This window comes from Streptosporangium sp. NPDC050855 (assembly GCF_044456585.1).
GTDB lineage: Bacteria > Actinomycetota > Actinomycetes > Streptosporangiales > Streptosporangiaceae > Streptosporangium > Streptosporangium longisporum.
The window spans coordinates 84,186-105,941 of sequence record NZ_JBITFY010000013.1; the positions used below are offsets into that span (position 1 = coordinate 84,186).

At 73.3% G+C, this 21,756-nt stretch carries 27 protein-coding genes; 12 read left to right on the plus strand and 15 right to left on the minus strand.

From position 1 onward, the window contains the following. Positions 1-19: 19 nt before the first annotated feature. A complete protein-coding gene (locus ACIBCT_RS25220; RefSeq protein ID WP_399192456.1) occupies positions 20-862 on the plus strand; it encodes a LysR family transcriptional regulator in 843 nt (280 codons plus the stop codon). Positions 863-955: 93 nt separating this feature from the next. Here the strand turns inward: ACIBCT_RS25220 and ACIBCT_RS25225 are convergent, their stop codons facing one another. Beyond that, positions 956-1,888, minus strand: a complete 933-nt coding sequence (locus ACIBCT_RS25225) for an AraC family transcriptional regulator (RefSeq protein ID WP_399192458.1) — start codon at positions 1,886-1,888, stop codon at positions 956-958. A 142-nt stretch (positions 1,889-2,030) separates the two neighbouring features. On the opposite strand from ACIBCT_RS25225, the gene ACIBCT_RS25230 reads away from it, so the two are divergent. Then, positions 2,031-2,879 (plus strand): NAD(P)H-binding protein, encoded by an 849-nt coding sequence (locus ACIBCT_RS25230; RefSeq protein WP_399192460.1) that lies wholly within the window; start codon positions 2,031-2,033, stop codon positions 2,877-2,879. Between the two features lie 70 nt (positions 2,880-2,949). Here ACIBCT_RS25230 and ACIBCT_RS25235 read toward each other — a convergent pair whose 3' ends face one another. Genes ACIBCT_RS25235 through ACIBCT_RS25245 form a run of 3 tightly spaced genes read right to left on the minus strand, consistent with a single transcriptional unit; the run spans position 2,950 to position 5,694 of the window. Beyond that, a complete protein-coding gene (locus ACIBCT_RS25235) occupies positions 2,950-3,441 on the minus strand; it encodes a hypothetical protein (RefSeq protein WP_399192462.1) in 492 nt (163 codons plus the stop codon). Then, complete coding sequence (locus tag ACIBCT_RS25240; RefSeq protein WP_399192464.1) at positions 3,438-5,012, minus strand: ATP-binding protein; 1,575 nt, start codon at positions 5,010-5,012, stop codon at positions 3,438-3,440. The genes ACIBCT_RS25235 and ACIBCT_RS25240 overlap by 4 nt, the downstream gene beginning before the upstream one ends. Positions 5,013-5,019: 7 nt before the next feature. After that, a complete protein-coding gene (locus ACIBCT_RS25245; RefSeq protein WP_399192466.1) occupies positions 5,020-5,694 on the minus strand; it encodes a response regulator in 675 nt (224 codons plus the stop codon). A 255-nt stretch (positions 5,695-5,949) separates the two neighbouring features. On the opposite strand from ACIBCT_RS25245, the gene vanY-N reads away from it, so the two are divergent. From vanY-N to ACIBCT_RS25260, 3 genes are read left to right on the plus strand one after another with little or no spacing between them, the layout of a single operon-like run. Next, positions 5,950-6,681 (plus strand): D,D-peptidase/D,D-carboxypeptidase VanY-N, encoded by a 732-nt coding sequence (vanY-N, locus tag ACIBCT_RS25250; protein WP_399192468.1) that lies wholly within the window; start codon positions 5,950-5,952, stop codon positions 6,679-6,681. A gap of 58 nt (positions 6,682-6,739) precedes the next feature. Continuing rightward, positions 6,740-7,168 (plus strand): MarR family winged helix-turn-helix transcriptional regulator, encoded by a 429-nt coding sequence (locus ACIBCT_RS25255; RefSeq protein ID WP_399192470.1) that lies wholly within the window; start codon positions 6,740-6,742, stop codon positions 7,166-7,168. Continuing rightward, on the plus strand, positions 7,158-7,670 hold the full coding sequence (locus ACIBCT_RS25260; protein ID WP_399192472.1) for a hypothetical protein: 513 nt from the start codon (positions 7,158-7,160) through the stop codon (positions 7,668-7,670). The genes ACIBCT_RS25255 and ACIBCT_RS25260 overlap by 11 nt, the downstream gene beginning before the upstream one ends. A 128-nt stretch (positions 7,671-7,798) precedes the next feature. Here the strand turns inward: ACIBCT_RS25260 and ACIBCT_RS25265 are convergent, their stop codons facing one another. The 5 genes from ACIBCT_RS25265 to ACIBCT_RS25285 form a co-directional block, all read right to left on the minus strand. Then, the gene (locus tag ACIBCT_RS25265) at positions 7,799-8,170 is read right to left on the minus strand and encodes a DUF4267 domain-containing protein (RefSeq protein ID WP_399192474.1); all 372 of its coding nucleotides are present in this window, start codon (positions 8,168-8,170) and stop codon (positions 7,799-7,801) included. 397 nt (positions 8,171-8,567) lie between these two features. Beyond that, positions 8,568-8,939: a hypothetical protein gene (locus tag ACIBCT_RS25270; protein WP_399192476.1), complete on the minus strand. Its 372-nt coding sequence runs from the start codon at positions 8,937-8,939 to the stop codon at positions 8,568-8,570. Between the two features lie 213 nt (positions 8,940-9,152). Beyond that, the gene (locus tag ACIBCT_RS25275) at positions 9,153-9,617 is read right to left on the minus strand and encodes a tetratricopeptide repeat protein (RefSeq protein WP_399192478.1); all 465 of its coding nucleotides are present in this window, start codon (positions 9,615-9,617) and stop codon (positions 9,153-9,155) included. A 149-nt stretch (positions 9,618-9,766) separates the two neighbouring features. Continuing rightward, entirely contained in the window at positions 9,767-10,504 is a 738-nt protein-coding gene (locus ACIBCT_RS25280) for a VOC family protein (RefSeq protein WP_399192480.1), read from the minus strand. A gap of 25 nt (positions 10,505-10,529) precedes the next feature. Then, the gene (locus ACIBCT_RS25285; protein ID WP_399192482.1) at positions 10,530-11,162 is read right to left on the minus strand and encodes a TetR/AcrR family transcriptional regulator; all 633 of its coding nucleotides are present in this window, start codon (positions 11,160-11,162) and stop codon (positions 10,530-10,532) included. A gap of 128 nt (positions 11,163-11,290) precedes the next feature. Here ACIBCT_RS25285 and ACIBCT_RS25290 point away from each other — a divergent pair, with 128 nt between their 5' ends. Continuing rightward, the gene (locus ACIBCT_RS25290) at positions 11,291-12,310 is read left to right on the plus strand and encodes an aldo/keto reductase (RefSeq protein ID WP_399192484.1); all 1,020 of its coding nucleotides are present in this window, start codon (positions 11,291-11,293) and stop codon (positions 12,308-12,310) included. 394 nt (positions 12,311-12,704) lie between these two features. Next, a complete protein-coding gene (locus ACIBCT_RS25295; protein WP_399192486.1) occupies positions 12,705-13,070 on the plus strand; it encodes an STAS domain-containing protein in 366 nt (121 codons plus the stop codon). A gap of 25 nt (positions 13,071-13,095) precedes the next feature. Here ACIBCT_RS25295 and ACIBCT_RS25300 read toward each other — a convergent pair whose 3' ends face one another. The 4 genes from ACIBCT_RS25300 to ACIBCT_RS25315 form a co-directional block, all read right to left on the minus strand. Then, a complete protein-coding gene (locus tag ACIBCT_RS25300; protein ID WP_399192488.1) occupies positions 13,096-13,824 on the minus strand; it encodes a GAF and ANTAR domain-containing protein in 729 nt (242 codons plus the stop codon). A gap of 80 nt (positions 13,825-13,904) precedes the next feature. Continuing rightward, a complete protein-coding gene (locus tag ACIBCT_RS25305; RefSeq protein WP_399192490.1) occupies positions 13,905-14,621 on the minus strand; it encodes a GAF and ANTAR domain-containing protein in 717 nt (238 codons plus the stop codon). Next, complete coding sequence (locus ACIBCT_RS25310; protein WP_399192492.1) at positions 14,621-15,112, minus strand: hypothetical protein; 492 nt, start codon at positions 15,110-15,112, stop codon at positions 14,621-14,623. The genes ACIBCT_RS25305 and ACIBCT_RS25310 overlap by 1 nt, the downstream gene beginning before the upstream one ends. 159 nt (positions 15,113-15,271) lie before the next feature. After that, positions 15,272-15,955 carry an alpha/beta fold hydrolase gene (locus tag ACIBCT_RS25315; RefSeq protein WP_399192807.1) on the minus strand — a complete coding sequence of 228 codons (684 nt, stop codon included), beginning with the start codon at positions 15,953-15,955 and terminating at the stop codon, positions 15,272-15,274. Between the two features lie 129 nt (positions 15,956-16,084). Between ACIBCT_RS25315 and ACIBCT_RS25320 the strand changes: the two genes are divergently transcribed. From ACIBCT_RS25320 to ACIBCT_RS25335, 4 genes are all read left to right on the plus strand, one after another. After that, positions 16,085-17,125 (plus strand): helix-turn-helix transcriptional regulator, encoded by a 1,041-nt coding sequence (locus ACIBCT_RS25320; protein WP_399192494.1) that lies wholly within the window; start codon positions 16,085-16,087, stop codon positions 17,123-17,125. 46 nt (positions 17,126-17,171) lie between these two features. Further along, positions 17,172-17,783 carry an alpha/beta fold hydrolase gene (locus ACIBCT_RS25325; protein ID WP_399192496.1) on the plus strand — a complete coding sequence of 204 codons (612 nt, stop codon included), beginning with the start codon at positions 17,172-17,174 and terminating at the stop codon, positions 17,781-17,783. 214 nt (positions 17,784-17,997) lie between these two features. After that, the gene (locus ACIBCT_RS25330; protein WP_399192498.1) at positions 17,998-18,399 is read left to right on the plus strand and encodes a tautomerase family protein; all 402 of its coding nucleotides are present in this window, start codon (positions 17,998-18,000) and stop codon (positions 18,397-18,399) included. Positions 18,400-18,623: 224 nt separating this feature from the next. Next, the gene (locus tag ACIBCT_RS25335) at positions 18,624-19,097 is read left to right on the plus strand and encodes a VOC family protein (RefSeq protein WP_399192500.1); all 474 of its coding nucleotides are present in this window, start codon (positions 18,624-18,626) and stop codon (positions 19,095-19,097) included. Here ACIBCT_RS25335 and ACIBCT_RS25340 read toward each other — a convergent pair. Beyond that, positions 19,087-19,977: a LysR substrate-binding domain-containing protein gene (locus ACIBCT_RS25340; protein ID WP_399192502.1), complete on the minus strand. Its 891-nt coding sequence runs from the start codon at positions 19,975-19,977 to the stop codon at positions 19,087-19,089. The genes ACIBCT_RS25335 and ACIBCT_RS25340 overlap by 11 nt on opposite strands. Positions 19,978-20,053: 76 nt before the next feature. Here ACIBCT_RS25340 and ACIBCT_RS25345 point away from each other — a divergent pair, with 76 nt between their 5' ends. Next, a complete protein-coding gene (locus tag ACIBCT_RS25345) occupies positions 20,054-20,791 on the plus strand; it encodes an aspartate/glutamate racemase family protein (RefSeq protein ID WP_399192504.1) in 738 nt (245 codons plus the stop codon). A 20-nt stretch (positions 20,792-20,811) separates the two neighbouring features. Here ACIBCT_RS25345 and ACIBCT_RS25350 read toward each other — a convergent pair whose 3' ends face one another. After that, entirely contained in the window at positions 20,812-21,717 is a 906-nt protein-coding gene (locus tag ACIBCT_RS25350) for a LysR family transcriptional regulator (RefSeq protein WP_399192506.1), read from the minus strand. Positions 21,718-21,756: the final 39 nt, after the last annotated feature.

A 21,756-nucleotide genomic window follows, 5' to 3' on the forward strand; every position in this document is an offset into this window, starting at 1 on the left:
CGGGGCATAATGAATGCTTATGGCCCGTGATCTCGACATCGCGCTGCTGCGGTCGTTCGTCACCGCCGTGCGGGCGGGCAGCATCAGCCGCGCGGCGACGGCGCTCGGCCGCACCCAGCCCGCGCTCAGCCAGCAGTTGCGCAGGCTGGAGAGGGACGTGGGCGGTCCGCTGCTGCACCGGGCGCCGTCCGGTGTCTCACCGACCCGGGCGGGCGAGGAGCTGCTTCCCTACGCCGAGCGCATTCTCGCGCTGTCGGCCCAGGCGCTCGCCGGGACGGGACGTGCGCTCACCGGGCGCTGCGGGGTGGGACTCCTCGAAGACCTCGCCGCCTCCCGTCTCTCCCAGGTGCTCGCCGACCTCGCGCGGCCGCACCCCGAGGCGAGGCTGGAGGTGCTCAGCCTTTCCGGCGCGGCGATGCGGGAGGCCTACGACACGGGCCGTGTCCAGCTCGTGCTCGACGAGGTCCCCCATCTTCCCTGGCCACCGCGCTGGACGGTGCGTCTGCCGCTGGTCTGGGCGGTAGGGCAGGGAGTCGACACCGGCGCCGATCCGCTGCCGGTGGTGCTGTTCTCGAACACGTGCGCCTGGCGGACGTCGGTGCTGGAGACGATGGAGGGCACGGGACGTCCCTGGCGGGTGGCGTTCGAGAGCAACAGTCTCGCCGGGGTGCTGGCCGCGCTGCGGGCCGGGCTCGGGGTCGCGGCGCTCCTGCCCGCCAACCTCGAACCGGCCATGGCCTGCCACGACGCCACCGCGTTGCCCGCCCTGCCGGACGTCGAACTCGGTCTCACCCGCCACCCCGGCACCGAGGGCGACGCGCTCGTCGACGCCGTGGAGACCGCCCTGCGGCGGATGATCTGAGCCGTACGGGACCGCCCCGCCGTCCGCGCGGGATCAGGGCATGGAGGTCGTCCTGGACGATGCCGGCCGGCCGGTCCTCGTCGGGCGCCGGTCTCACCTGCCCGCCCGGTGGCGGCTCGGGGACACGCCGCGTACCCGTTTGAAGGCCACGCTCAGCGCGAAGGCGTTGGCGTAGCCGACGTGGCGGGCGACCGCGTCGATCGTGGTGTCGGAGGAGCGCAGCAGGTCGGCGGCGAGCGCCATCCGCCAGCCGGTGAGGTACGCCATGGGGGGTTCCCCCACGAGGGTGGTGAACCGGCGCGCGAACGCCGCGCGTGAGGCGCCCACCTTCTGCGCCAGCGAGGCGACCGTCCACGGGCGGGCCGGATCGTCATGGATCAGCCGCAGCGCCGGGCCGATCAGCGGATCGCTCTGCGCCCGGTACCAGCCGGGTGCCCGGGCCTCGGGGCGGGCGAACCAGGCGCGCAGGGTCGCGAGCAGTGCCAGATCCAGGAGACGGTCGAGGACGACCTGCTGGCCGGGTCCTTCGTTGTCGACCTCCCGGGCGAGCAGTTCCATGATCGGGGACTGCTCGCCCGACCGCGGCACGAGCACGACCTGCGGCAGGGCGTTCAGCAGCCGCTCGCTCACGTCCCCGGTGACCTGGTAGGTCCCGCTGGCCACGATCGCCGACCCGTCGGGGCCGTGCCCGCTCGTGCGCGGCCCGAGCCGCAGCCTCTCGGTGATGTCGACGCCGTCCATGGTGGTCAGCCGGTTGCCCGCGTGGACCATGATCTCCGGCGGGGTCGCCGGGTCGTCGCTGATCGTGTACGGATCCGGTCCCTTGACGATGGCCACGTCCCCGGTGCGCATCGGCACCGGCTCACCGTCGCCGAGCATGATCCAGGCGTGCCCGCGCAGCGTGGTGGCCAGGGCGAGCGGGGCGCCGTCGGAGATCCGCAGCGACCACGGAGGTTCCAGGATCGCCTGACAGAACGCCGCGCTTCGGGCACGAACGCCGTCGAGCAGGTCAGCGAGGGGATCCACGACCTCAGTTTAGACGTACAGAAATGGAAGTGAGCGTACGGAATATGGATCGTCTCTCCCGATGCCTGTTCACTGGGCATGACCCACTCGACGACCCACCTCGACGACCCACCGGAGGCATCCGATGTACGCGATCACAGGAGTGACAGGCCACGTAGGCGGGGCGGCGGCCCGGGACCTCCTGGCCAGGGGGGAAGCGGTGCGGGCCGTGGTCCGCGACGCGGCCAAGGGCGCGGACTGGACCGGAGCGGGAGCCGAGGTCTCCGTCGCCGATCTCGGCGACAGGGCGGCGCTGGCGGAGACGTTCCGCGGCTGCCGCGGGGTGTTCGTCCTGCTGCCGACGGATCCGGCGGCGGCCGACCCCGACGCCTACCACCGCGGGCTGGCCGACTCGATCGCCGGTGCGGTCCTGGACGGCGGTGTCCCGCACGTGGTGATGCTGTCCTCGATCGGGGCCGAGCTGGCCGAGGGCACCGGCCCCATCCGCTGGCTCCACCACATGGAGAACCGGCTGCGCGAGACGGGCGTGCCCCTGACCGCGATTCGCGCGTCGCACTTCCAGGAGAAGGTCGAGACGGTGCTCGACGCCGCTCTCGGGGCCGGCGTCTACCCGGTCTTCGGGGCGTCGGCCGACGTGCCCGTCCCGATGATCGCGACGCGCGACATCGGCGGGGTGGTCGCCGGCTCCCTCACGGCGCCCGCCCCGGCCGGCGAGATCATCGATCTGGACGGCCCCGAGTACTCGGAACGGCAGGTGGCCGAGGAGCTGGCGGCCGTTCTCGGCAGGCCGCTCACGGTGGTGACCGTCCCGCGGCCCGCGTGGGTCTCCACGATGGTGGAGGGGGGCGTTCCGCCCCGGCTCGCCGAGGAACTGGCCGGCCTGTACGACGCCGAGCAGCGAGGCGTCCTGCGGCCCGGGGGCGGCAGGCGGCACACGTGTACGACCGAGCTCGGCGAGACGCTGCGCCACCTGGTGAAGACCACCGCCTGAGGCGGCCCGAGGCACGCCACGGCATCGGCGGATGCGGCCCGCACGACCGGCGGCCCGGAAGGCGCCGCCGTCATGCCGGGCAGCTGTGGGGGCCGACGCTCTGCCCGGCACCGACGACCGTGACCCGGGCGGGGCTCTCGGGCGCCGTGGCGGCGGCCGTGCACACGATCTGGCCGACGGCCAGCGCGGACAGCTCACCGGCCGGGGTGGACAGGGTCACCACCACGTGGCCCGCGGACCTGCCGGTCACCGAGAACGGGCCGGCCTCGGGCGGAACGTCGCTGGTGAGCCCGTGCGCCTGCTCCCTCGCGGTGGGCCCGGCCGCCAGCAGCGCGAGCGTGTCCGCCTCGAACAGCGGACGGCCACCGGGCCGGGGCCGCGTCACCGCGGTGAGCCGGCCGTCCTTCACCAGGTAGAGGGTGATCGTGGTGGCCGGTACGACGCCTCCGCTCGGCGGGTCGCCGGCGGGGATGACGTCGCTGGGCTGCACGCCGCAGCCGGCCACGACGGCGAGCGACACGAGGCCCGCGGCGAGCACGCGGCGGGCGGGGCCGGTCCTCACCCGGGGCCCCCGCCCGGGTCGGACACCGGTTCGGGTGCCCGGCGTGGCAGGCGCAGCGTGAAGACGGCGCCGCCGTCCGGGGCGTTGGCGACGGTGAGGTCACCCCGGTGCAGGCGCGCGTTCTCCCGCGCGATGGCCAGGCCCAGGCCGCTGCCCTCGGACCTGGCCCTGGCCGCGCTGGCCTTGTAGAAACGGTCGAACACGTGCGGCAGCACCGCCTCGTCCAGCCCCGGTCCGTGGTCGCGGACCTCCAGAACGATCCGGTGCGGGTCGGCGGAGAGCCGTACCGACACCGGTGGTTCGCCGTGCCGCAGGGCGTTGCCGACCAGGTTCGCGAGGATGACGTCCACCCGGCGCGGGTCCAGCCGTGCCGTCACCGCCGGGGGAAGCTCGGCCTGCACCCGCTCCGACCAGCCCCGCACCCGCAGGGTCGAGCGCACCAGCTCGGCCACGTCGACCTCGTTCGGCACGAGGGCCGCGACGCCCGAGTCGAACCTGCTGATCTCGATGAGGTCGTTCACCAGCGCGGTGAGGTTGAGCGTCTCCTGGCTGACCAGCCTGGCGGCCCTGCCTGCGGGCTCGGGCAGCCCGGCCGCCTCCTCGTCGAGGACGTCGGCGACCGCGGTGAGCGCGGCCAGCGGGGTGCGCAGCTCGTGGGACACGTCGGCCACGAACCGGCGGGCGTCGGCCTCCATCTCGCGCAGCTGCGTGACGTGCCGTTCCAGCTCCGCGGCGGTGTCGTTGAACGTGCGCGCCACCTCGGCCAGCTCGTCGGAGCCGCGGACCACGATCCTGGTCCGCAGCTCGCCCTCGCCCAGCAGGCGTGCCGCCCGGCCGAGCTCGCGCACCGGGCCCAGCACGCTCCGGGTGGCCAGCAACGCGAGGACGACCGCGAATCCCAGGGCCGCCCCGCCGATCAGCCAGGCGCGGGTGGCGAGGTCGTCGATGCTGCGCTGTTCGGCGAGCAGGCTGCGCGCGGCGTAGACCTCGACACCCGATACCCGCGCCGTGCCGTCCGGTTCGGTGATCAGCAACGGCGCGCCGATGATCAGCCAGGGCACACCCTGCCGCACCACGCGTTGCCATGCGGTATCGCCGCCGGCCACCACCCGCCGCAACTCCGGTGAAACCACCCCGAGATCCATGGCCGGCACCCTCCCGTCCGGCCCCCCGGGCTCCGGCGGGGCCTGCGGGACCGGCATCCCCCCGTCCGGCCTGCCGGGCTCCGGCGGAGCCAGCACCCTCCGGCCCGGCCTCCCGGGCCCTGAGGGGGCGACCGGCGAGTGCATCCCACCGTAGACGGCGATCGCATACTCCACGCCGTCCTGGCCGGGCACGGCGGCGGCGATGTCGCCGAGCTCGGCCGGGCCCGGCGTCGCGCTCCGCAACGGGTAGAGCGCCTGCAGGCGGCTCCTGACCGCCTGGACCGTGGCGTCCTGGGTCCGCTGCAGGATGTCGTTGCGGGCCTGGAGGTAGATCCCTCCGGCCACCGCCGTCACGGTGACCACGCACAGCAGCGCGAACGCGAACAGCAGCCGGGCACGTAGCCCCAGGTTCGGCCAGGATGCCACCGGAGGATCACACCGGCCCGAACCGGTACCCGAAGCCCCGTACCGTCTGCACGTAGACGGGCGCCGCAGAGTCGTCCTCGATCTTCGCGCGCAACCGCTGCACGCAGGCGTCCACCAGCCGCGAGTCGCCGAAGTACCCGTGCTCCCACACCGACTCCAGCAGCTGCTGGCGGCTGTGCACCCGGCCCGGCGTGCCGGAGAGCTCCAGCAACAGGCGCAGCTCGGTCGGGGCGAGGCTGACCGGCACGCCGCGGTTGGAGACCGTCAGCCCGGCCCGGTCGATGGTCAGGTCCCCGTGCCGCTCCAGCTCCGCCTGGTCCCGGCCGATCCGCCGCAGCACCGCGCGGATGCGCGCCTCCAGCACCCTGGGCTGCACCGGCTTGACCACGTAGTCGTCGGCGCCCGCCTCCAGCCCGGCCACCACGTCCATGTCGTCGCCGCGCGCGGTCACCATGATGATCGGCACGTCCCCGGCGGCCCGGATACGGCGGCAGACCTCGAACCCGTCCATGCCGGGCAGCATCAGATCGAGCACCACGACGTCGGGAAGGTCCGCACGCAGCCGCTCCAGCCCCTGCTCACCGGACTCCACCGCGCGCACCCGGTGCCCGTGCCGGGTCAGGGCCAGCTCGAGGCCCTCCCGCACGGCGGGGTCGTCCTCGATCAACAACACTCGTGACACGCCACCGAGTATCAACAGCACGCTCCGTACCTCGCCGCCGGCCGACTCCATCCACTGTCGACCGGCCGTGTCCCCGCCCCGTCCGCGCCGTGTCATGGTCGTGTCACGGTCGCGCCGACGATCCACCGGCGATCCACCGGCGATCCACCGGCGATCCACGACGATCCACGACGATCCACCGGCGGTGGCCGCCGTCGAGAAACGGTGACATGCGGCGGACAACGCACGCACATTCGACGCCAATCGTAGTTCGTCATGAACGAATCACGCACGATCCCACCCCGGCCCCGTGACCGGCTGTACGCCGTGGTCACGCTGGTGCTCGCCGTGCTCCTGCTGCCCGCGGCGTTCGCCCGGCATCCCGGCCGGGCCCTGGAGGTGGCCTGCCGCTGGGCGTTGCGGACGCGATTTCCCGCCGAGGACCTCACCGGGCTCACCGACGGTGCCCTGGCGGTGTTCACCGCGGCGCGTACCCGGGCGCTCTGGCGTCACGGCCAGCTCATCGGCCTCACCTCGGGATACCGCGACCCCCTCCTCCAGCAGCGGATGTTCGACGAGGAGGTGCGCCGCTCCGGCTCCCCGGCCTCGGCGCGCATGCTCGTGCTGCCACCGGCGGAATCCGGCCACGTCAAGGGCATCGCGCTGGACGTACGACCGCACGAGGGGGCCCGCTGGCTCGAGGAACACGGCGCCCGCCACGACCTGTACCGCATGTACGACAACGAGTGGTGGCACTTCGAGTACCGCCCGGAATGCGCCGGGGTAGCGCCGCGACGGCGGCCCCACCCCGGCGTGGGCCACGCCGGCCAGGACGGGGCCCGGATCAAGCCCGGCCCCGGTTCCGCCCACGGGGGCCATCCGGGGGAGGTGACGGGCCGCCACCCGGGAACCGGGCCGATGATCCGGCCGGCGCACCGAAGGGCTCGGCCCGGGCGTCCGGAAGCGGTGGCGGCCGGGCCGCGGGCCCGTCCCGCCGCCCGGGACTGACGACGACCTCCCCGCGATCCGGTTGTTCAGTACAACCATTTGGTTGTATGGTCGAACCATGGCGGCTGATCGCGGACTTCAGGACGCCGTGGTCCGCTTCGTGCGGGCCTTCGGCCTGCACCAGCCGGACCGGACGCCCTGCGGGCAGCCCGTCCCGGTCTCGGAGGCGCACGCGCTGGGCGAGCTGGCAAGAGACGGCGCGCTGCGCCAGAGCGAGCTGGCCCACCGGCTGCGGCTGGAGAAGAGCACCACCAGCCGGCTGGTCACCCAGCTCATCGACCGCGGCTGGGCCGAGCGCACCCCCGCGCCCGACGACGGACGCGGCGTGCTGGTCCGGCTCACCCCGTCCGGGGTGAGCGCCGCCCACAGGCTCGCCGAGGCCAGGTCCCAGCGGTTCTCCGCCGTTCTGGACCGTGTTCCCGAAGGGGAGCGTGCCGGCGTGCTGCGCGCCCTGACCATCCTCACGGAGGCCATCGATGAAACATAGGGATCGCCGCGTCCAGGCGCTGGTCGCGGCACTGGCGCTCGTCATGATCGCCGTGACCGCGTACGCGCTCACCGGCCGCGACGAGCAGGCGTCGGCCGCCCGCCAGGCCGAGATCGCGGCCAAGGGCCGGCAGGTGATGCCGTTCGACCTGGAGCGCACCACCCACCGCTTCACCACGTCCGCCACCGGTGGCGTGCAGACGGTCACCTCCGACGACCCGGCCGACACCGGGCAAGTCGCCCTGATCCGCGAGCACCTGACCAAAGAGGCGGAACGCTTCGGCAGGGGCGACTACGGCGACCCGGCCTCCATCCACGGTGGCCGGATGCCGGGCCTGCGCGACCTCGAACAAGGCCACGACCGCATCACCATCGGCTACGCCGAACTTCCCGCCGGGGCCACGATCACCTACACCACCACCGACCCGTCCCTGGTGAAGGCGTTGCACGCCTGGTTCGACGCCCAGGTCACCGACCACGGCCGGCACGCCGAACACGGCTGACCCCGCCCCCGGCCGGCTGGAGACCGTCCCGGCATCGGGCCACCGACCGGCTCACCGACCGGCTCACCGACCGGCTCACCGACCGGCTCACCGACCGGCTCACGAAGGCCGTCACGGGCTCTCGGGCCTCAGACGGCGAACAGGAGGGCGGCGTTGACGAGCACGACCACGGCCGTGGCGAAGTGGATGCCGAACGCGACCGCCCTGGTGCCGCCGTGGCGCAGGACGATGACGGTGTCGCCCAGAGGGACGAGGGCGACGACGAGCATGAACCAGGCCTCGGCGCGGGCGCCCGCGAAGGCGAGCAGGACGAGGCCGAGGACGCCGTAACCGAGGTCGCGCACGCCCTTGACGGCCAGGTAGGCGCCGTCACCGTCCTTCCTGGCGGGGACGCCGTAACCGGCGGCCGAGGCGTGGGGTGTCAGGAGGAACCGGAGGCCGATGAAGATGATGAACAGATTCAGCACGACGGCCAGGCCGTAGGCGACGGGGGTGAGCATGATCTTTCCTTTTGCTAGCAGCGCTAGAATGTAGAGCGAAACTAACATATCAATGACAGGAAAAACAGCGACGATAGAATCGAGGTCGTGCGGACCAGGACGCGCCGTGAGCGAGAGCGGCCGATCACCACGACCGCCCGGGAAACGGCCGCGGGGGAAACAGCCGCGCGAAAAACGACCGCGCGGGAAACCGTCCTGCCGGAAGCCCGGGACGCGGTGACCACGCGACGGGTCGCCGAGAGGATCGAGTACGATCGGCCGGTCCTCCACGGGTCACTTCACCGGCAAGACGGCAGGCCCCGGCACCAGGACCATGGGCGCCGCTCCGGACGCCCTGCCCGGGGGCGGGGTGCGGTACCGCGGGCGGTCGCCGGCACCGGGGCGCCGTGGACGCGTACTACCCGGCCCCGCCCGTATCGGCCCCGCCCGTATCGGCCCGGCCGGGGGTGGCGCGCTCGGGCTCGGCGGTGGTCACGGGGAACAGCTCCAGCTGCTCGTCCCCGGGTTCCGAGGTCGTCAGCTTCAGGCAGCGCCGGCAGGTGACCGCGCCCCGGTCCGGATGCGCCGCGCCCGGATCCCACCCGCTCACCCCGACCATGCACGCCGGACCGGGCATCCGCTCCCCGCCCAGCCAGCGCGTCATCACCACCGCGTGCACGATGCCCGACGAGCGCACCCGCAGGTTCGAACCGTCGGCGTAGGCCGACCGCGCCGACGCGGCGAACACGGCCAGCGCCTCGTACAGCTCGGGTGCCTCCTCCGTGGCCATCAGCCCTCCCCACCGCGGGGGACCGGCGGCTTCCCGGTGCCCTCGCCCGCAGCCTGCAGCCCCTCGTCACCCATGGACCCAACCTAAGCGCCCGGCCCCTTCGCCCGAAGACGCGGATGCTCCCTCGACACCTGCCCCGGGCTCACCGCCGCACGCGGCCGGTCGGCGGCCGTCCGTTCCGGTCGTCGGGGGTCCGGATCGCCGAAGGCGCGGTCAGACGGTGTCGCCCAGCTGTTCGGTCAGCCGCTCCAGGCCCCCCTTGACGATCTTCCCGTACTCGTCGTCGCCCAGTGCGCCGATCCGGGCCCGCGCCTGCCGCAGGTGCTCGCGGGCGCGGTCGAGGTCGCCCAGCTTGCGGTAGCAGTCGCTCAGGTTGAGGTGCAGCGACGGATACAGGCCGGCCACCGAGAGCGGCACCCCGGCCTGCGCCACCCGCTCATCGGTGACCAGCGCGACGGCGTCGAGCGCCCGCAGATCCCACATCAGCTCCTGCCGTACGTCGTCCTGCACGTCGGCCATCGAGTGGGCGAGGACGCAGACGTGCAGCGGATCGCCCTGCTCGCCGCCGATGTCGTCCCAGATCTGCGCGAACAGCTCGCGCGCGGCTTCCCGCCGGCCCTGGTGGTGATGCAACTCCACCCCCTGGCCGATCCGGGTCATCGTCGGGTCGGTGGTCATCGGCGGCTCCTTCACCGTCGGCCTGCTGCTCGGTACACCTTGACGATCTTCAAGTCTCCGGCCGGCCGGTCCGCCCGGCGGATCCCGGTGACGACCGCGGCGCCGGACCGGGTCCGCGGCCCGGCGGCGCGGGGTGGCCGCGTCGGAGGTCAGCGGGGGGTGAGGACGTCGAACTCGTTGCCCTCGGGGTCGGCGAGGCACGTCCACGGCACGTCGCCCTGGCCGAGGTCGAGGTCGGTGGCCCCGAGCGCCCGCAGCCGGGCCACCTCCGCGGCCTGGTCGTCGCCGGGGTAGGGCCGCAGGTCGAGATGGACGCGGTTCTTCACGGTCTTGACGCCGGGCGTGCGGAGGAACTCCAGGTACGGGCCCACGCCCCTGGCCGAGCGCATCCTCGCGTGGTCGTCGGTGACCTCGTGCAGGGTCCAGTCGATCGCCTCGTCCCAGAACCGGGCCATGGCCCGCGGGTCCGCGCAGTCGACGACCACCGCGGCGATCGGCCCGGTGTCCCGGTAGATCTCCCGGGGCTCCAGCACGCAGAACTCGTTGCCCTCCGGGTCGGCCAGGACCGTCCACGGCACATCGCCCTGGCCGATGTCGGCGGGCGTCGCACCGAGCCCCTTCAGACGCTCGACCAGCTCCGCCTGATGGGCCACGGAGGTGGTGGCCAGGTCGACGTGCACCCGGTTCTTCACCGTCTTGGGTTCCGGGACGGCGATGACGTCGATGCAGACGGCGACGGGGTCGGGGTAGGCGAAACCCACGGGCTCGATGTTGGTCACACCGGGTTCCTCGCTGTCGACACCCCAGCCGAGCGCCTCCGCCCAGAACCGGCCGACCGCGGAGTCGTCCCGGGCGTCCATCGCAATCTGAACAAGCCGCATCGCCATGCCGCCGATGCTATACCCGTGTGGATCAAGGAATCGCGGGGAACGGCACGCCTTCGGCCCGACCGGCGGCACCGGGCAGGCGCAGGCCGTCCACGAGGAGCCCGACCAGGCGGCGCGCGTCGTAGCGGGGGTCGCTGTCCGCGCCGATGCAGAGGTTCCCGACGCCGCGCATGAGCTCGTACGCCTCCAGGTCGGGACGGATCTCGCCGGCCGCGGCCGCGGCCTCCACGAGCCGGGCGCACACGGGCAGGAGCCGGTCGAGGAAGTAGGCGTGCAGCTGCCGGAAGCCGGCCTCGTCGGACCGCAGCGCGGCGGCGAGCCCGTGCTTGGTGACCAGGAAGTCGACGAACAGGTGGATCCATCGTCCCAGTGCCGCGTGCGGGCTCGTGCCGCTCGCGAGCAGCACGGGCCCGGCCTCGGCGCAGGCCTCGATCTGGTGCCGGTAGACGGCGATGACGAGGTCCGCGCGCGTCGGGAAGTGACGGTAGATCGTGGCCACCCCGACCCCGGCCCTGGCCGCGATGTCGCGGATCGGTGCCTCGACGCCCGAGGCCACGAAGACGGCCGCCGCGGCGTCGAGCAGCACCCTCTCGTTGCGCCGGGCGTCCGCCCGCTTGCGCGGGGCCGCCCGCCCCGTGTCCTCGTCGCCGCCGTTCACGTGCCACGTCCTCCCTGTCGCGTTTGCCAAACGGAACAGCGTTCCGTATCGTGAGTCATGCGGAACGGTGTTCCGTTTACTCATGATGCCAGAGTCGCATCCCCTCCACCAACGTCAGGAACCCCGCCATGCAGTACCGCACCCTGGGCCGTACCGGCGTTCAGGTCAGCTCCCTCGCGCTCGGCGCGATGAACTTCGGCGCCATCGGGCGCACCACCCAGGACGAGGCCACCGCCATCGTCGACGCCGCCCTCGAGGCCGGGATCAACCTCGTCGACACCGCCGACATGTACGGCGCCGGCGAGTCCGAGGAGATGGTCGGCAGGGCCATCGCCGGCCGCCGCGACGACATCGTGCTGGCCACCAAGGCCGGCCTGCCGATGGGCCGGGAACGCAACCACCGGGGCGGCTCGCGCCGCTGGCTGGTCGTCGAGCTGGAGAACAGCCTGCGCCGACTCGGCGTCGACCACGTCGACCTCTACCAGATCCACCGGTGGGACCCGGCGACCGGTGACGAGGAGACGCTGTCGGCCCTGACCGACCTGCGGCGCGCCGGCAAGATCCGCTACTTCGGCTCCTCGACCTTCCCCGCCTACCGCATCGTCCAGGCCCAGTGGGCCGCCAGGGAGCACCACCTCGGCCGCTACGTCACCGAGCAGCCCGGCTACTCGATCCTGCAGCGCGGGATCGAGACCCACGTCCTGCCCGTCACCGAGCAGTACGGGCTCGGGGTGCTGGCGTGGAGCCCGCTGGCCTCGGGCTGGCTGACCGGCGCGATCCGCGAGGGCCGGCGGATCGCCACCCACCGCTCGGCGTTCATGCCCGAGCGCTTCGACCTGTCCGTCCCGTCCAACCGCGCCAGGCTCGACGCGGTCGAGCGGCTGGCGAAGGTCGCCGACGAGGCCGGTCTGACGATGATCCAGCTCGCGCTCGGCTTCGTCACCGCCCACCCGGCCGTGACCAGCGCGATCATCGGCCCCCGCACCCTGGACCACCTGCGCTCACAGCTCGCCGCCGCGGACACGGTGCTGCCCGCCGACGTGCTCGACGCCGTCGACTCCGTCGTCGCACCCGGCGTCGACCTGGCCCCGCACGAGCGGTTCGACACCCCGCCCGCCCTGCTCGACCCCTCGCTGCGGCGCCGCTGAGCCCCCGCGGCACCGAAAGGACCGCGCCCATGCCGTACGCCCCCGCCCCGGCCCCGGCCGCGCGACCCGCCCCCTTCCCCGAGGGGGTCGCGCGGTGGGTCGCCGACGAGCTCATCACCACGTCATGACGCACGGGCCGCTACGGCGTCACCGGTCCGCCTCCAGCGATGGCCTTCGGGAAGGGTTCACGGCGTGATCGGCGGCCCGTTCCCGCGGCCCTCGTCCGGCGATCGTTTCGGGGCGGGGCTGGTGCCTCGAGAGACCACGCCCTACACTACGGAGTGTATTTAAAAATACACACACAGTTTTTTCCTATTCGGCATGTTTCGTACATCGCCATCTCCCTGGGCCGTCTTGACCCCGCGTCCTTCAGGTGATGCATCAGGGAGACACCATGGGTCCGTTTCATCTGACCGTCCGCCCCGTGCACGACTACCCCGACGACCACACCGTGGTCGAGGTCGGCGGTGAGGTGGATCTGGCCACCGCCCCCCGCCTGCACGCCTGCCTCGCCTCGCTCATCGACGGCGCCGCCGGCCCGCTGGTCCTCGACCTCGGTGCGGTGACCTTCATGGACGCCCGTGGACTGACCGCCCTGGTCGCGATCAGGACCCGTGCGGACACCGCCATGATCCCTCTGCGGCTCGCCGCGCTCACCCCCTTCGTCCGGCGGCTTCTGTGCCTGACCCGCCTGGAGTCCCTCTTCGCCGTCGTGGTCGGCCCGGACCACCGTCCGACCGCCCAGACCCCCATCACCTGAGCGACCGGCTGCCCGGACCGCCCGGCTACGACGGGGCGGCGCCGAGCAGCTCGGACACGATCGGGTCCTGGTCGGTCACCTGACGGGCCACCGCCGACAGCCGCTCGTTGTGGTTGCGGGCATGGGCGCGCATCAGCGCGAACGCCTCGGCGATGGGGATCTGGCCGCGCTCGGCGAGCATGCCGCTGGCCTGTTCGATGACGATGCGGCTGTTGAGGGCGTGTTGCAGTTGCTCGGTGACGAGCTGCTGCCGGCGCAGGGTGCGCTCATGGGTGATGCCGATGGTGGCCACGTCCGCCAGCGCCTGAGCCACGGCGACATGGTCGGGAGAGACGGCCTCGGTGGTGGCGCTGAACAGGTTCATCGCTCCCAGTACCTGGTCGCGCAGCCGCAGCGGAAAGGCCTGCACCGCGGCGAAGCCCACCTGGTGGGCCGCCGCGGCGAAACGCGGCCATCGCTGCGGGGGAGCGGCCAGGTCCGGGCAGATCACCGGTCGCCCGCTGTGGTAGCAGTCCAGGCAGGGGCCTTCCTCGTTCTGCAGCTGGAACAGCTCCAGCAGGCGGACCTGTTCGGTGGAGGCCGCCACCAGCGTCAAGGAGCCACGCGGGTCGGCCAGCAGGATGCCGGCGGCGTCGACGTCGAGGAGGTCCACGCAGCGCTCGGCCAGCGTCTGCAGGAAATCGATGACGTCGAAGCCGACCACCAGCGTGTCGGCCAGCTCCACGAACGTCTGCGCCGTCCGTCGGTCGAGCACTGTCCTCACCTTCGTTCCATGATCGTGATCGTGTCCGGCGGTTCGTCGTCCGTGGGAGCCACGGCGGCTCCGGTCCGGTGTCAGTCCGGTTCGAATCGCAGCCGCCGCGCCACCACGTCGCGGGCCACCTCCAGCAGGCCGCGTCCATCGGCGAAGGCGCGGGCGCGTAACCGGACGAACGCTGCACTCAGGTCGGTACCTGACTGGATCGCCACCATGCCGGTGGCCTGGTGCACCTGTGCCCAGCGCTCGGCGCTCTCCCACCGCAGTTCCTTCACCTCGTCGGCGTCGTCGGGGGACGCCAGGTGCTGCACCTGCACCAGCAGCGCCGCATCGGCGAACACCAGCGCGTCGGCCACCTGCTGCGGCGTCAGCCATCCGGGCTCGGTGCGGCTGATCTCCAGCACACCGACCGAGATCACTCCCAGCAGCAGCGGGAACACGAAAATCGCGCGGACGCCTGCCTGCACGGCGGCCGGGGCGAACATCGGCCAGCGCCGCCGCGTGGCGTCATCGGCCAGGTCGTCGACCAGCACGGGCCGGTCCCCGGCCAGCGCGTCATGCCCCGGGCCCTCGCCCAGCGTGGCGTGCAGGTCCATCGAGCGAAAGGCGCCCGCACCGCTCCCGCACACCGGTTCGTACCCCGTGAGCCGGCCGTTGAGGGCCATGCCCACCCCTTGGGCGCGTAGTGTCCGCGCGCAGACCAGGCACACCGTCTCGAGACGGACCGCCGTGCCCTCGGCATGGGCGTGGTCGTTGATCGCCGTCCACACCGCCGCCGAGCGCCGCCTGTCCATCAACCTCCGCCGTCCACGACACCGGTGTCCGTGGCGACCACGGGCCGGCGATGTCCGCCGACGCCGGGCCGCACCCGGCCCATGACGGACGCTCGGCCCCGGCCGGGTCCGCTCTCCCGTCCGGTCGGCTTCGACAGGCGACCCGCCACCGGCTTCGACGGGCGACCCGCCACCGGCGAGATCGACGTCGCCCGGATCACGCCCGCGTCGCCGTCACCCGCGTCGAGACCGGCGCCGACCGGCACTCGCAGACCACCGGCATCGATGACGGCCGACCCGCTCAGATCAACGTGAAGAGGGCCGTCACCGCAGGCCGCCGGATGAGTCATCGGCGCCGACGCCACCGTCATCGTCACCGCGGGCACGCCGCCATGATCCAGCTCCCCTTCCGGCCGCATCCCCGGCGGATGAGCCGTCGGGGTGATGCGCAACGCCCCACATGTTCCACCGTTGCGGGCCGGCGCGCAGCCGATACCGCCGATGCCGTCCATGCCGCACCCTCCAGGGGCTCGCCGAAAGGACGAGCCCGCCGGCGAGGAATGGTACCCGTCGGACAAGACCGTGCACCGGCCCCGCAACGGCCCCGCACCGGCCGTGCACCGGACGCGCCCGCGGTACGCCCGACGTGCCGCCCGGCCGCCGCGGTGCGTTCATCGCGGGGCCGCTGCGGCCAGGAGCCGGGCGAGTCCGGACGGCTCCGTGATCATGGGCCAGTGGCCCGAGTCGATGTCCACGAGGTCGAGGTGCTCGACCCCGGCCACCTCGGGCGCGTCACCGGCGGCGATCCACTCCCGGGCCTGGGCGGGGGTGAACTCCGGACACACGACGAGGACGGGGACGCCGAACCGCCGCTCGTCCCTCAGGCGCACCACGCCCTTCGTCACCCCTGCGGGCACGGGGATCGCCGCGTCCGCGAAGTCCCGCCTGGCCTTCTCACCGAGGTCGGCGGAGTCCGGCCCCTCGAACGGACCCCAGCCGGGAAAGGGCGTCACGCCGTCCTCCGGCTCGAAGAGGTCGGCGTAGCGCTGCCCGTCGGCGGCCGGGAAGCCTCCGATGAACACGACCTTGGCGACCCTCTCCGGCCGCGCGTCGGCGGCCAGCCAGGCCAGGGTGCAGGCGGCGGAGTGCCCCACCACCATGGGTGCCCCCGACGCCGAGTCCACGGCGGCGAGCACGGCCGCCACCTGGTCGTCGAGGGTGGCCGAGGCCGACCCGTCACCCTGCCCGGGCAGGCTGATCGGCACGGGCCGGTGGCCGAGCGCCTCGAGGGCGGGCACGACGTCGTCCCAGGCGGATCCGTCGAGCCACAGGCCGGCGATGAGCAGGATGTCCATGGTCACTTCTCTTTCCTTCGGCGCGTTCCGGCGAGGCCCTGGCCTCCCGGAACCCGGGCAGGACGTCAGGCTAGAACCGATTCCGGACGTTCTACGTCCTGTTCCCGCCGGGACTCCTAGGGTGCTTCTGTGCCGACCGACATCAGTCCCACCGCGCGGGCCCTGCGCGCCCTGGAGATCCTCCGGAATCGCCCCGGCGTGACGGCCGGCGAGCTCGCCGGCCTCCTGGGGGTCACGGAACGGGCCGCGCGCCGGTACGTCGGGATCCTCCGCGAGGCGGGGATCCCCGTCGAGTCGGCCCGCGGCCCCTACGGCGGGTACCGGCTCGGGCGCGGGACGCGGCTGCCCCCGGTCGCCTTCACCGAACCCGAGGCGCTCGGCCTGGTCATGGCGGTGCTCGACGGCCGGCCGGCGGCCACCGGCGCCGACGACCTCGTCGGCGCCGCCTTGGGCAAGGTCATCCGGGTCCTGCCCGAGAGCGTCGGGCGGCAGGCGGCGGCGCTGCGCGCGTACGCGTCGGCGGTGCCCGACCGCTTCCAGGCCCGTCCGGATCCCGCCGTCACCGGCGCGCTCGTGGCCGCCGTCGCGGACCGGTGGCGCGTGGTGATCGCCTACCGCAGCGGGTCCGGCGACGAGTGGGAGGCCGAGGTGGATCCCTGGGCGGTCGTCGTCCGCCACGGACGCTGGTATTTGCTGTGCCACTCCCACCACGCGGACGCCGTCCGTACCTACCGGATCGACCGTGTCCGCCGGGTGCGCCGGGGCACGCGCGCGTTCGAGCCGCCCGGCGACCTCGACCCGGTGGCCGTGCTGGAGGAGAACCTGGGCGCCGGGCGGGAGTTCGCCACGCGCGTGGTGTTCGGCGCTCCCCTCGCCGAGGTGGCGCCCTGGATCCGGCCTCCCATGGGACGGCTCGGACCGTCGGGGGAGGGGTGCGTGCTCGTCGGCAGCACCAGCAACCCGGCGATGTACGCGCAGGAGTGGTTGCCGAACGTGCCCTTCCCCTTCCGCGTCGAGGGCGGGCCGGAACTGCGCAAGGCGGTCGCGACGCTCGCCTCGCGTCTCACCGCCGCCCTGTCGGGTCCACCCGTGGACGACGTCACGCCCGGCCCGGGCTCCGGCCGGCCGGGAGGAGGGCCGGGTCTGGGCACGGACGGGGCCGGCGGGTGATGATGCCCCTGTCCCGAGTGACCGTCGACGGGCGGGAGGTGCGAGGATGCGGCATGCCGACTGGGGGGTGCGGTCACCGCGGTGGGACGGGATCCGCAGCGAGGAGATCGAGGTCTGCGGAACGGCCGTCCACTACCTGAGTGCCGGTTCCGGCCGGGACGGCCCCACCCACCTGCTGGTCCATCCCATGGCGGCCGGCGCGTCGATGTTCCTCGACCTCATCGACCCGCTGAGCGCTCTCGGGCCCGTCGTCGTCCCCGACCTGCCGGGCACGCTCTTCGGGCGGACCGGCCTGCCGCATCCGCGGGCGGCCCGAGCCGAGCCGAACGCGCGTTTCCTGCGGGCGTTCACCGACCGGCTCGGCATCGAGGGCGCGGTCGTCCACGGCTGGTCCATGGGCGGGCTGGTGGCGCTGCTGTTCGCCGACACGGCCCCGGACCGGGTCGCGCGGCTCGTGCTCACCTGCCCCACGCTGCCAGGACCGCTGCCCGCCGACGAGATGCTGTTCTGGCGCTTTCCGGCCGCCCGCCGCCCCGACTGGGAACGGCGGATCTTTCCGGGGGCCGGGCATCTGCTGCCACTGGAGACGCCGCGCGGCTACACCGAAACGGTCGGACGATGGCTGGCCGCCTCGGGTCGTTTCGACCATCGGCCGTGAAGGTGGCGAAAGCGGGAGGCGCGCCTCCCGGAACGACCGCCGTACGGGGGACCACCGCGCCGGTCATATTCTGTACCTACTAGTATGTACGATGACGGCCATGGACACGGGCGCGGGCCCGGGTCCCGTGCGTGCCCGGGCGTGGACGGTGCCCCGGCCGGTCACGTGTGCCGTCCCACGTCCCCCGCAGCATCCGTCAGGAGATCCGACCGACATGCCACTTGTTCGCATCGACGCCCTGCGTGCCGACCGTGACCGGCTCGAGGCGCTCGGCCGCGCCGTGCACGACGCCCTGGTCCAGACGATCGACGTCCCGCCCGGCGACCTGTTCCAGATCCTGACCGGCCACGACGGCACCACCGGCATGCTGCGCTACGGCGACCATTTCGGGCCGCACCGTGACGACGGCATCGTGATCGTCACGATCACGATGCGCTCCGGGCGCACGCCCGACCGGAAACGGGCCCTGTACCGGCGGATCGCCGAACTCGCCCTGGAGTACGCGGGGACCGAGCCGCGGAACATGGTCATCGCCCTGAACGAGAACGAGCCGATCGACTGGTCCTTCAGCGACGGCGTCGCGCATTACCACGGCCCCTCCGAGCCGGAGGGGTGAGACCGGGGACGGCCCCGTCTCGATCACGAAGGATCCCGGCGCCGGTCCACGGGATGACGACAGGGTCCTGAACCGGGTCTTCTCCCCCCGAAGCGGCACGACCGGCGCGGGACGGGCGCCGCCACGTCGAGAAAGTTCCCATAGGGATGTCGAGAACGGCCCGGCGGCTCCGTCCCCGGGGCCGACGCGGCCACCGTGGCCGCACCGCACAGAGGAGACCCGGAATGACGATCCAGCGGATGGACAACGTCCTCATCGTCGTCGACGACCTCGACGCCGTCGTCTCGTTCTTCGTCGAGCTCGGCATGGAACCGGAGGGCAGGGCGCCGATCGAGGGGCCCTGGGTGGAGAGCGTCATCGGGATCACCGGCGTCCGGCAGGAGGTCGCGATGCTGCGGACCCCGGACGGCCACGGCCGGATCGAGCTGGCGATGTTCCACACGCCCAAGGCGATCAGGCCCGAGCCGAGGGACGCGCCCGCGAACACGCTGGGCATCCGCCGCGTCATGTTCGCCGTCGACGACATCGAGGACGTCGTCGCCCGCCTGCGCGCCCACGGCGCCGAACTCGTCGGCGAGCTGGCGCGGTACGAGGACAGCTACCGGCTCTGCTACGTCCGCGGCCCCGAGGGCATCGTCGTCGGGCTGGCCGAGCAGCTCGGCCGACGGCCGCCGAAGGCCGCCCGGGTCATCCCGTGATCGCGTCCTGGACGGCCCGTACGGCGGCGCGGACCGCGGGGATGCGGCCCGCCTCGCGGTGGTGGACCAGGTGCAGCGCCCGGGGCCGCAGCCCGGGCACCTCGCGGACGGTGACGCCGGGGTCGCGGAACGCCCGGAGCGCGAGCCGGGGGAGCATCCCGATCCCGAGGCCGCGGGCGATCAGCGACTGGGTGACCACGTAGTCGTCGCTGCCGTGCCGGATGTCCGGGGTGAAACCGGCGGCCAGGCAGAGCCGTTCCAGGTGGGCGGTGCACCGCTCGCAACCGGCGATCCACCTGTCGGCGGCCAGGTCCCGCAGGTCCACCGGGCCGGTCCCGGCCTGCGCGTGCCCGTTCGGCAGGACCAGCCGGACCGGGTCCTGTCCCACGGGGAGGCCCAGCAGCCCGGAAGGCGCGGTGAACGGCTGCCCGTCGTGGGCGAAAGTCATGGCCAGGTCCGCCTCGCCGGCGGTGACCAGCTCCAGCGCCTCGGGCGGTTCGGCCTGCAGCAGCCGCACGTCCAGCGCGGGATGACGCGCGGCCAGCAGGCTCATCGCCGCCGGGACGACGGTGGCGGCGGCCGAGGGGAAGGCGGCCAAGCGCACGGTGCCGCCCTCCAGCCGGGCCAGCGCGTTCATCTCGTCGGACGCGGCGTGCAGGCGGGTGGCGAGGGCGTCGGCGTGCTCCAGCAGCGCCCGGCCCGCCTCGGTGAGCTGGATGCCCCGGGGGCGCCGCAGCACCAGCGGCAGCCCGGCCTGTCGTTCCAGGTGACGCAGGTGCTGGCTGACGGCCGGCTGGGTCCAGCCCAGCACGCGGGCCGCGCCCGCGATCGACCCCGAGCGGGCGACCTGGCGGAAGACGAGCAGCCGGTGGGCGTCCATGACATAAGTATTTCTTGGGTCAGGACCAACATGTTCACGTCTACCTATGAGGCCGGCCACGCGGGAGGCTGGTGCCATGACACGAACCATCGGCCTCATCGGCGGGATGAGCTGGGAATCCTCCGCCGAGTACTACCGCCTGCTGAACGAGGAGACCCGGCGCCGCCTCGGCGGCCACCACTGTGCCCGAAGCCTGCTGCTGACCGTCGACTTCGCCGAGATCGAGGCCATGCAGCGGGCCGGTGACTGGGCCGCCGCGGGCCGGACGCTCGCGGCGGCGGCCCGGACCCTGGAGGGGGCCGGTGCCGACATGGTGCTGCTGTGCACCAACACCATGCACCAGGTGGCCGACGTCATCGAGGCGGAGATCGGCGTGCCGTTCCTGCACATCGTCGACGCCACGGCGGCCCGGATCGCCTCCGCGGGGATCACCACCGTGGGACTGCTGGCCACCCGCTACACCATGGAGATGGACTTCTACCGCGACCGCATGCGCGCCCACGGCCTGGAGGTGGTCGTCCCCGGCGAGGAGGACCGCGCGCTGGTCCACGACGTCATCTACCGCGAGCTCACCATGAACCGGGTCGAGGACGCCTCCCGCAGGAGCTACCGGCGGATCATCTCCACCCTCGCGGACCGCGGCGCCCAGGCGGTGATCCTCGGCTGCACCGAGATCACGCTGCTCATCGGCCCCGGTGACAGCCCGATCCCGGTCTTCGACTCCACCAGGATCCACGTCGAGCGGGCGGTCGACCTGGCGCTGGCGCCCGGTACGGGCCGTGCGGCGGCGCCCGCGCTCGGGGTGGGCCGGTAGCGCGGCCGGGGCCGCACGCGTCAGGCGCCGGCGGGCGGCGGCGCGAGCTCGGCCGCGACCTCGGCGGCGATGTCGATCGCCCGGCGGGCGAGGGGCGAGCGGGTACGCCCGGCCCGCCAGTGCAGGTAGATCTCCCGGGGCGGCAGGGACGGCCGTAGCTCGTGGACGCTGAGCCCGCCGTCGGACGGCACGCCGGAGCCGCGGACGGCGAGCCAGGGCAGCACCGCCGAGCCCAGGCCGGCGCGCACCATCGACAGCAGGGTGTCGTTGACCGCGGTGCGGAACACGATCCGCGGACGGGCGCCGCCGCGGGCGACCGCCTGCTCCATCCAGGGCTGGGAGCAGGTCAGCGGCCAGGCCACCATCGGCGCGCCGTCGAGCCGCTCCAGCGGGACCGGGCCGCCGGGGAAGGTGCCGGCGCGGGCCACCAGCAGGTACGGGTCGTCGAGCAGCTTGAGGTACTCGACGTCGTCGTCGACACGGCCGTCGTAGAACAGCAGGTCGAGGTCGCCGATCCGCGGCTGTTCCGGCTCCTCCTCGGACAGCCTGATGTCGCAGCCGGGGTGCTCGTCGCGCAGCCGGCGGACGACCGACGGCAGGATCACGTTGGACACGCTCTGGAAGGTGCCGATGTCGATCCGGCCGTCCCCGGCCTTGAACCGGTCCACGGCGTCGGCCAGCGCCTCCGCCCTCGCCAGCAGTTCGCGGCCCTGGCCGAGGACCACGGAGCCGAGCGGGGTGAGCCGTACCGGCCTGGGACCGCCCGGCCGGTCGAACACCCGGCCGCCGACGGCCCTCTCCAGCGCGGCGATCTGCTGGCTGATCGTCGACTGGGTGTATCCCAGGCGGGCGGCGGCCCGGCCGAACGTGCCCTCCTCGGCGATGGCGGCCATCGCCGCCAGGTGGCGTAGCTCGATGTCGGTCACGGGCCCCAGCGTAACAACGGACATCGCCGTAGACGATCA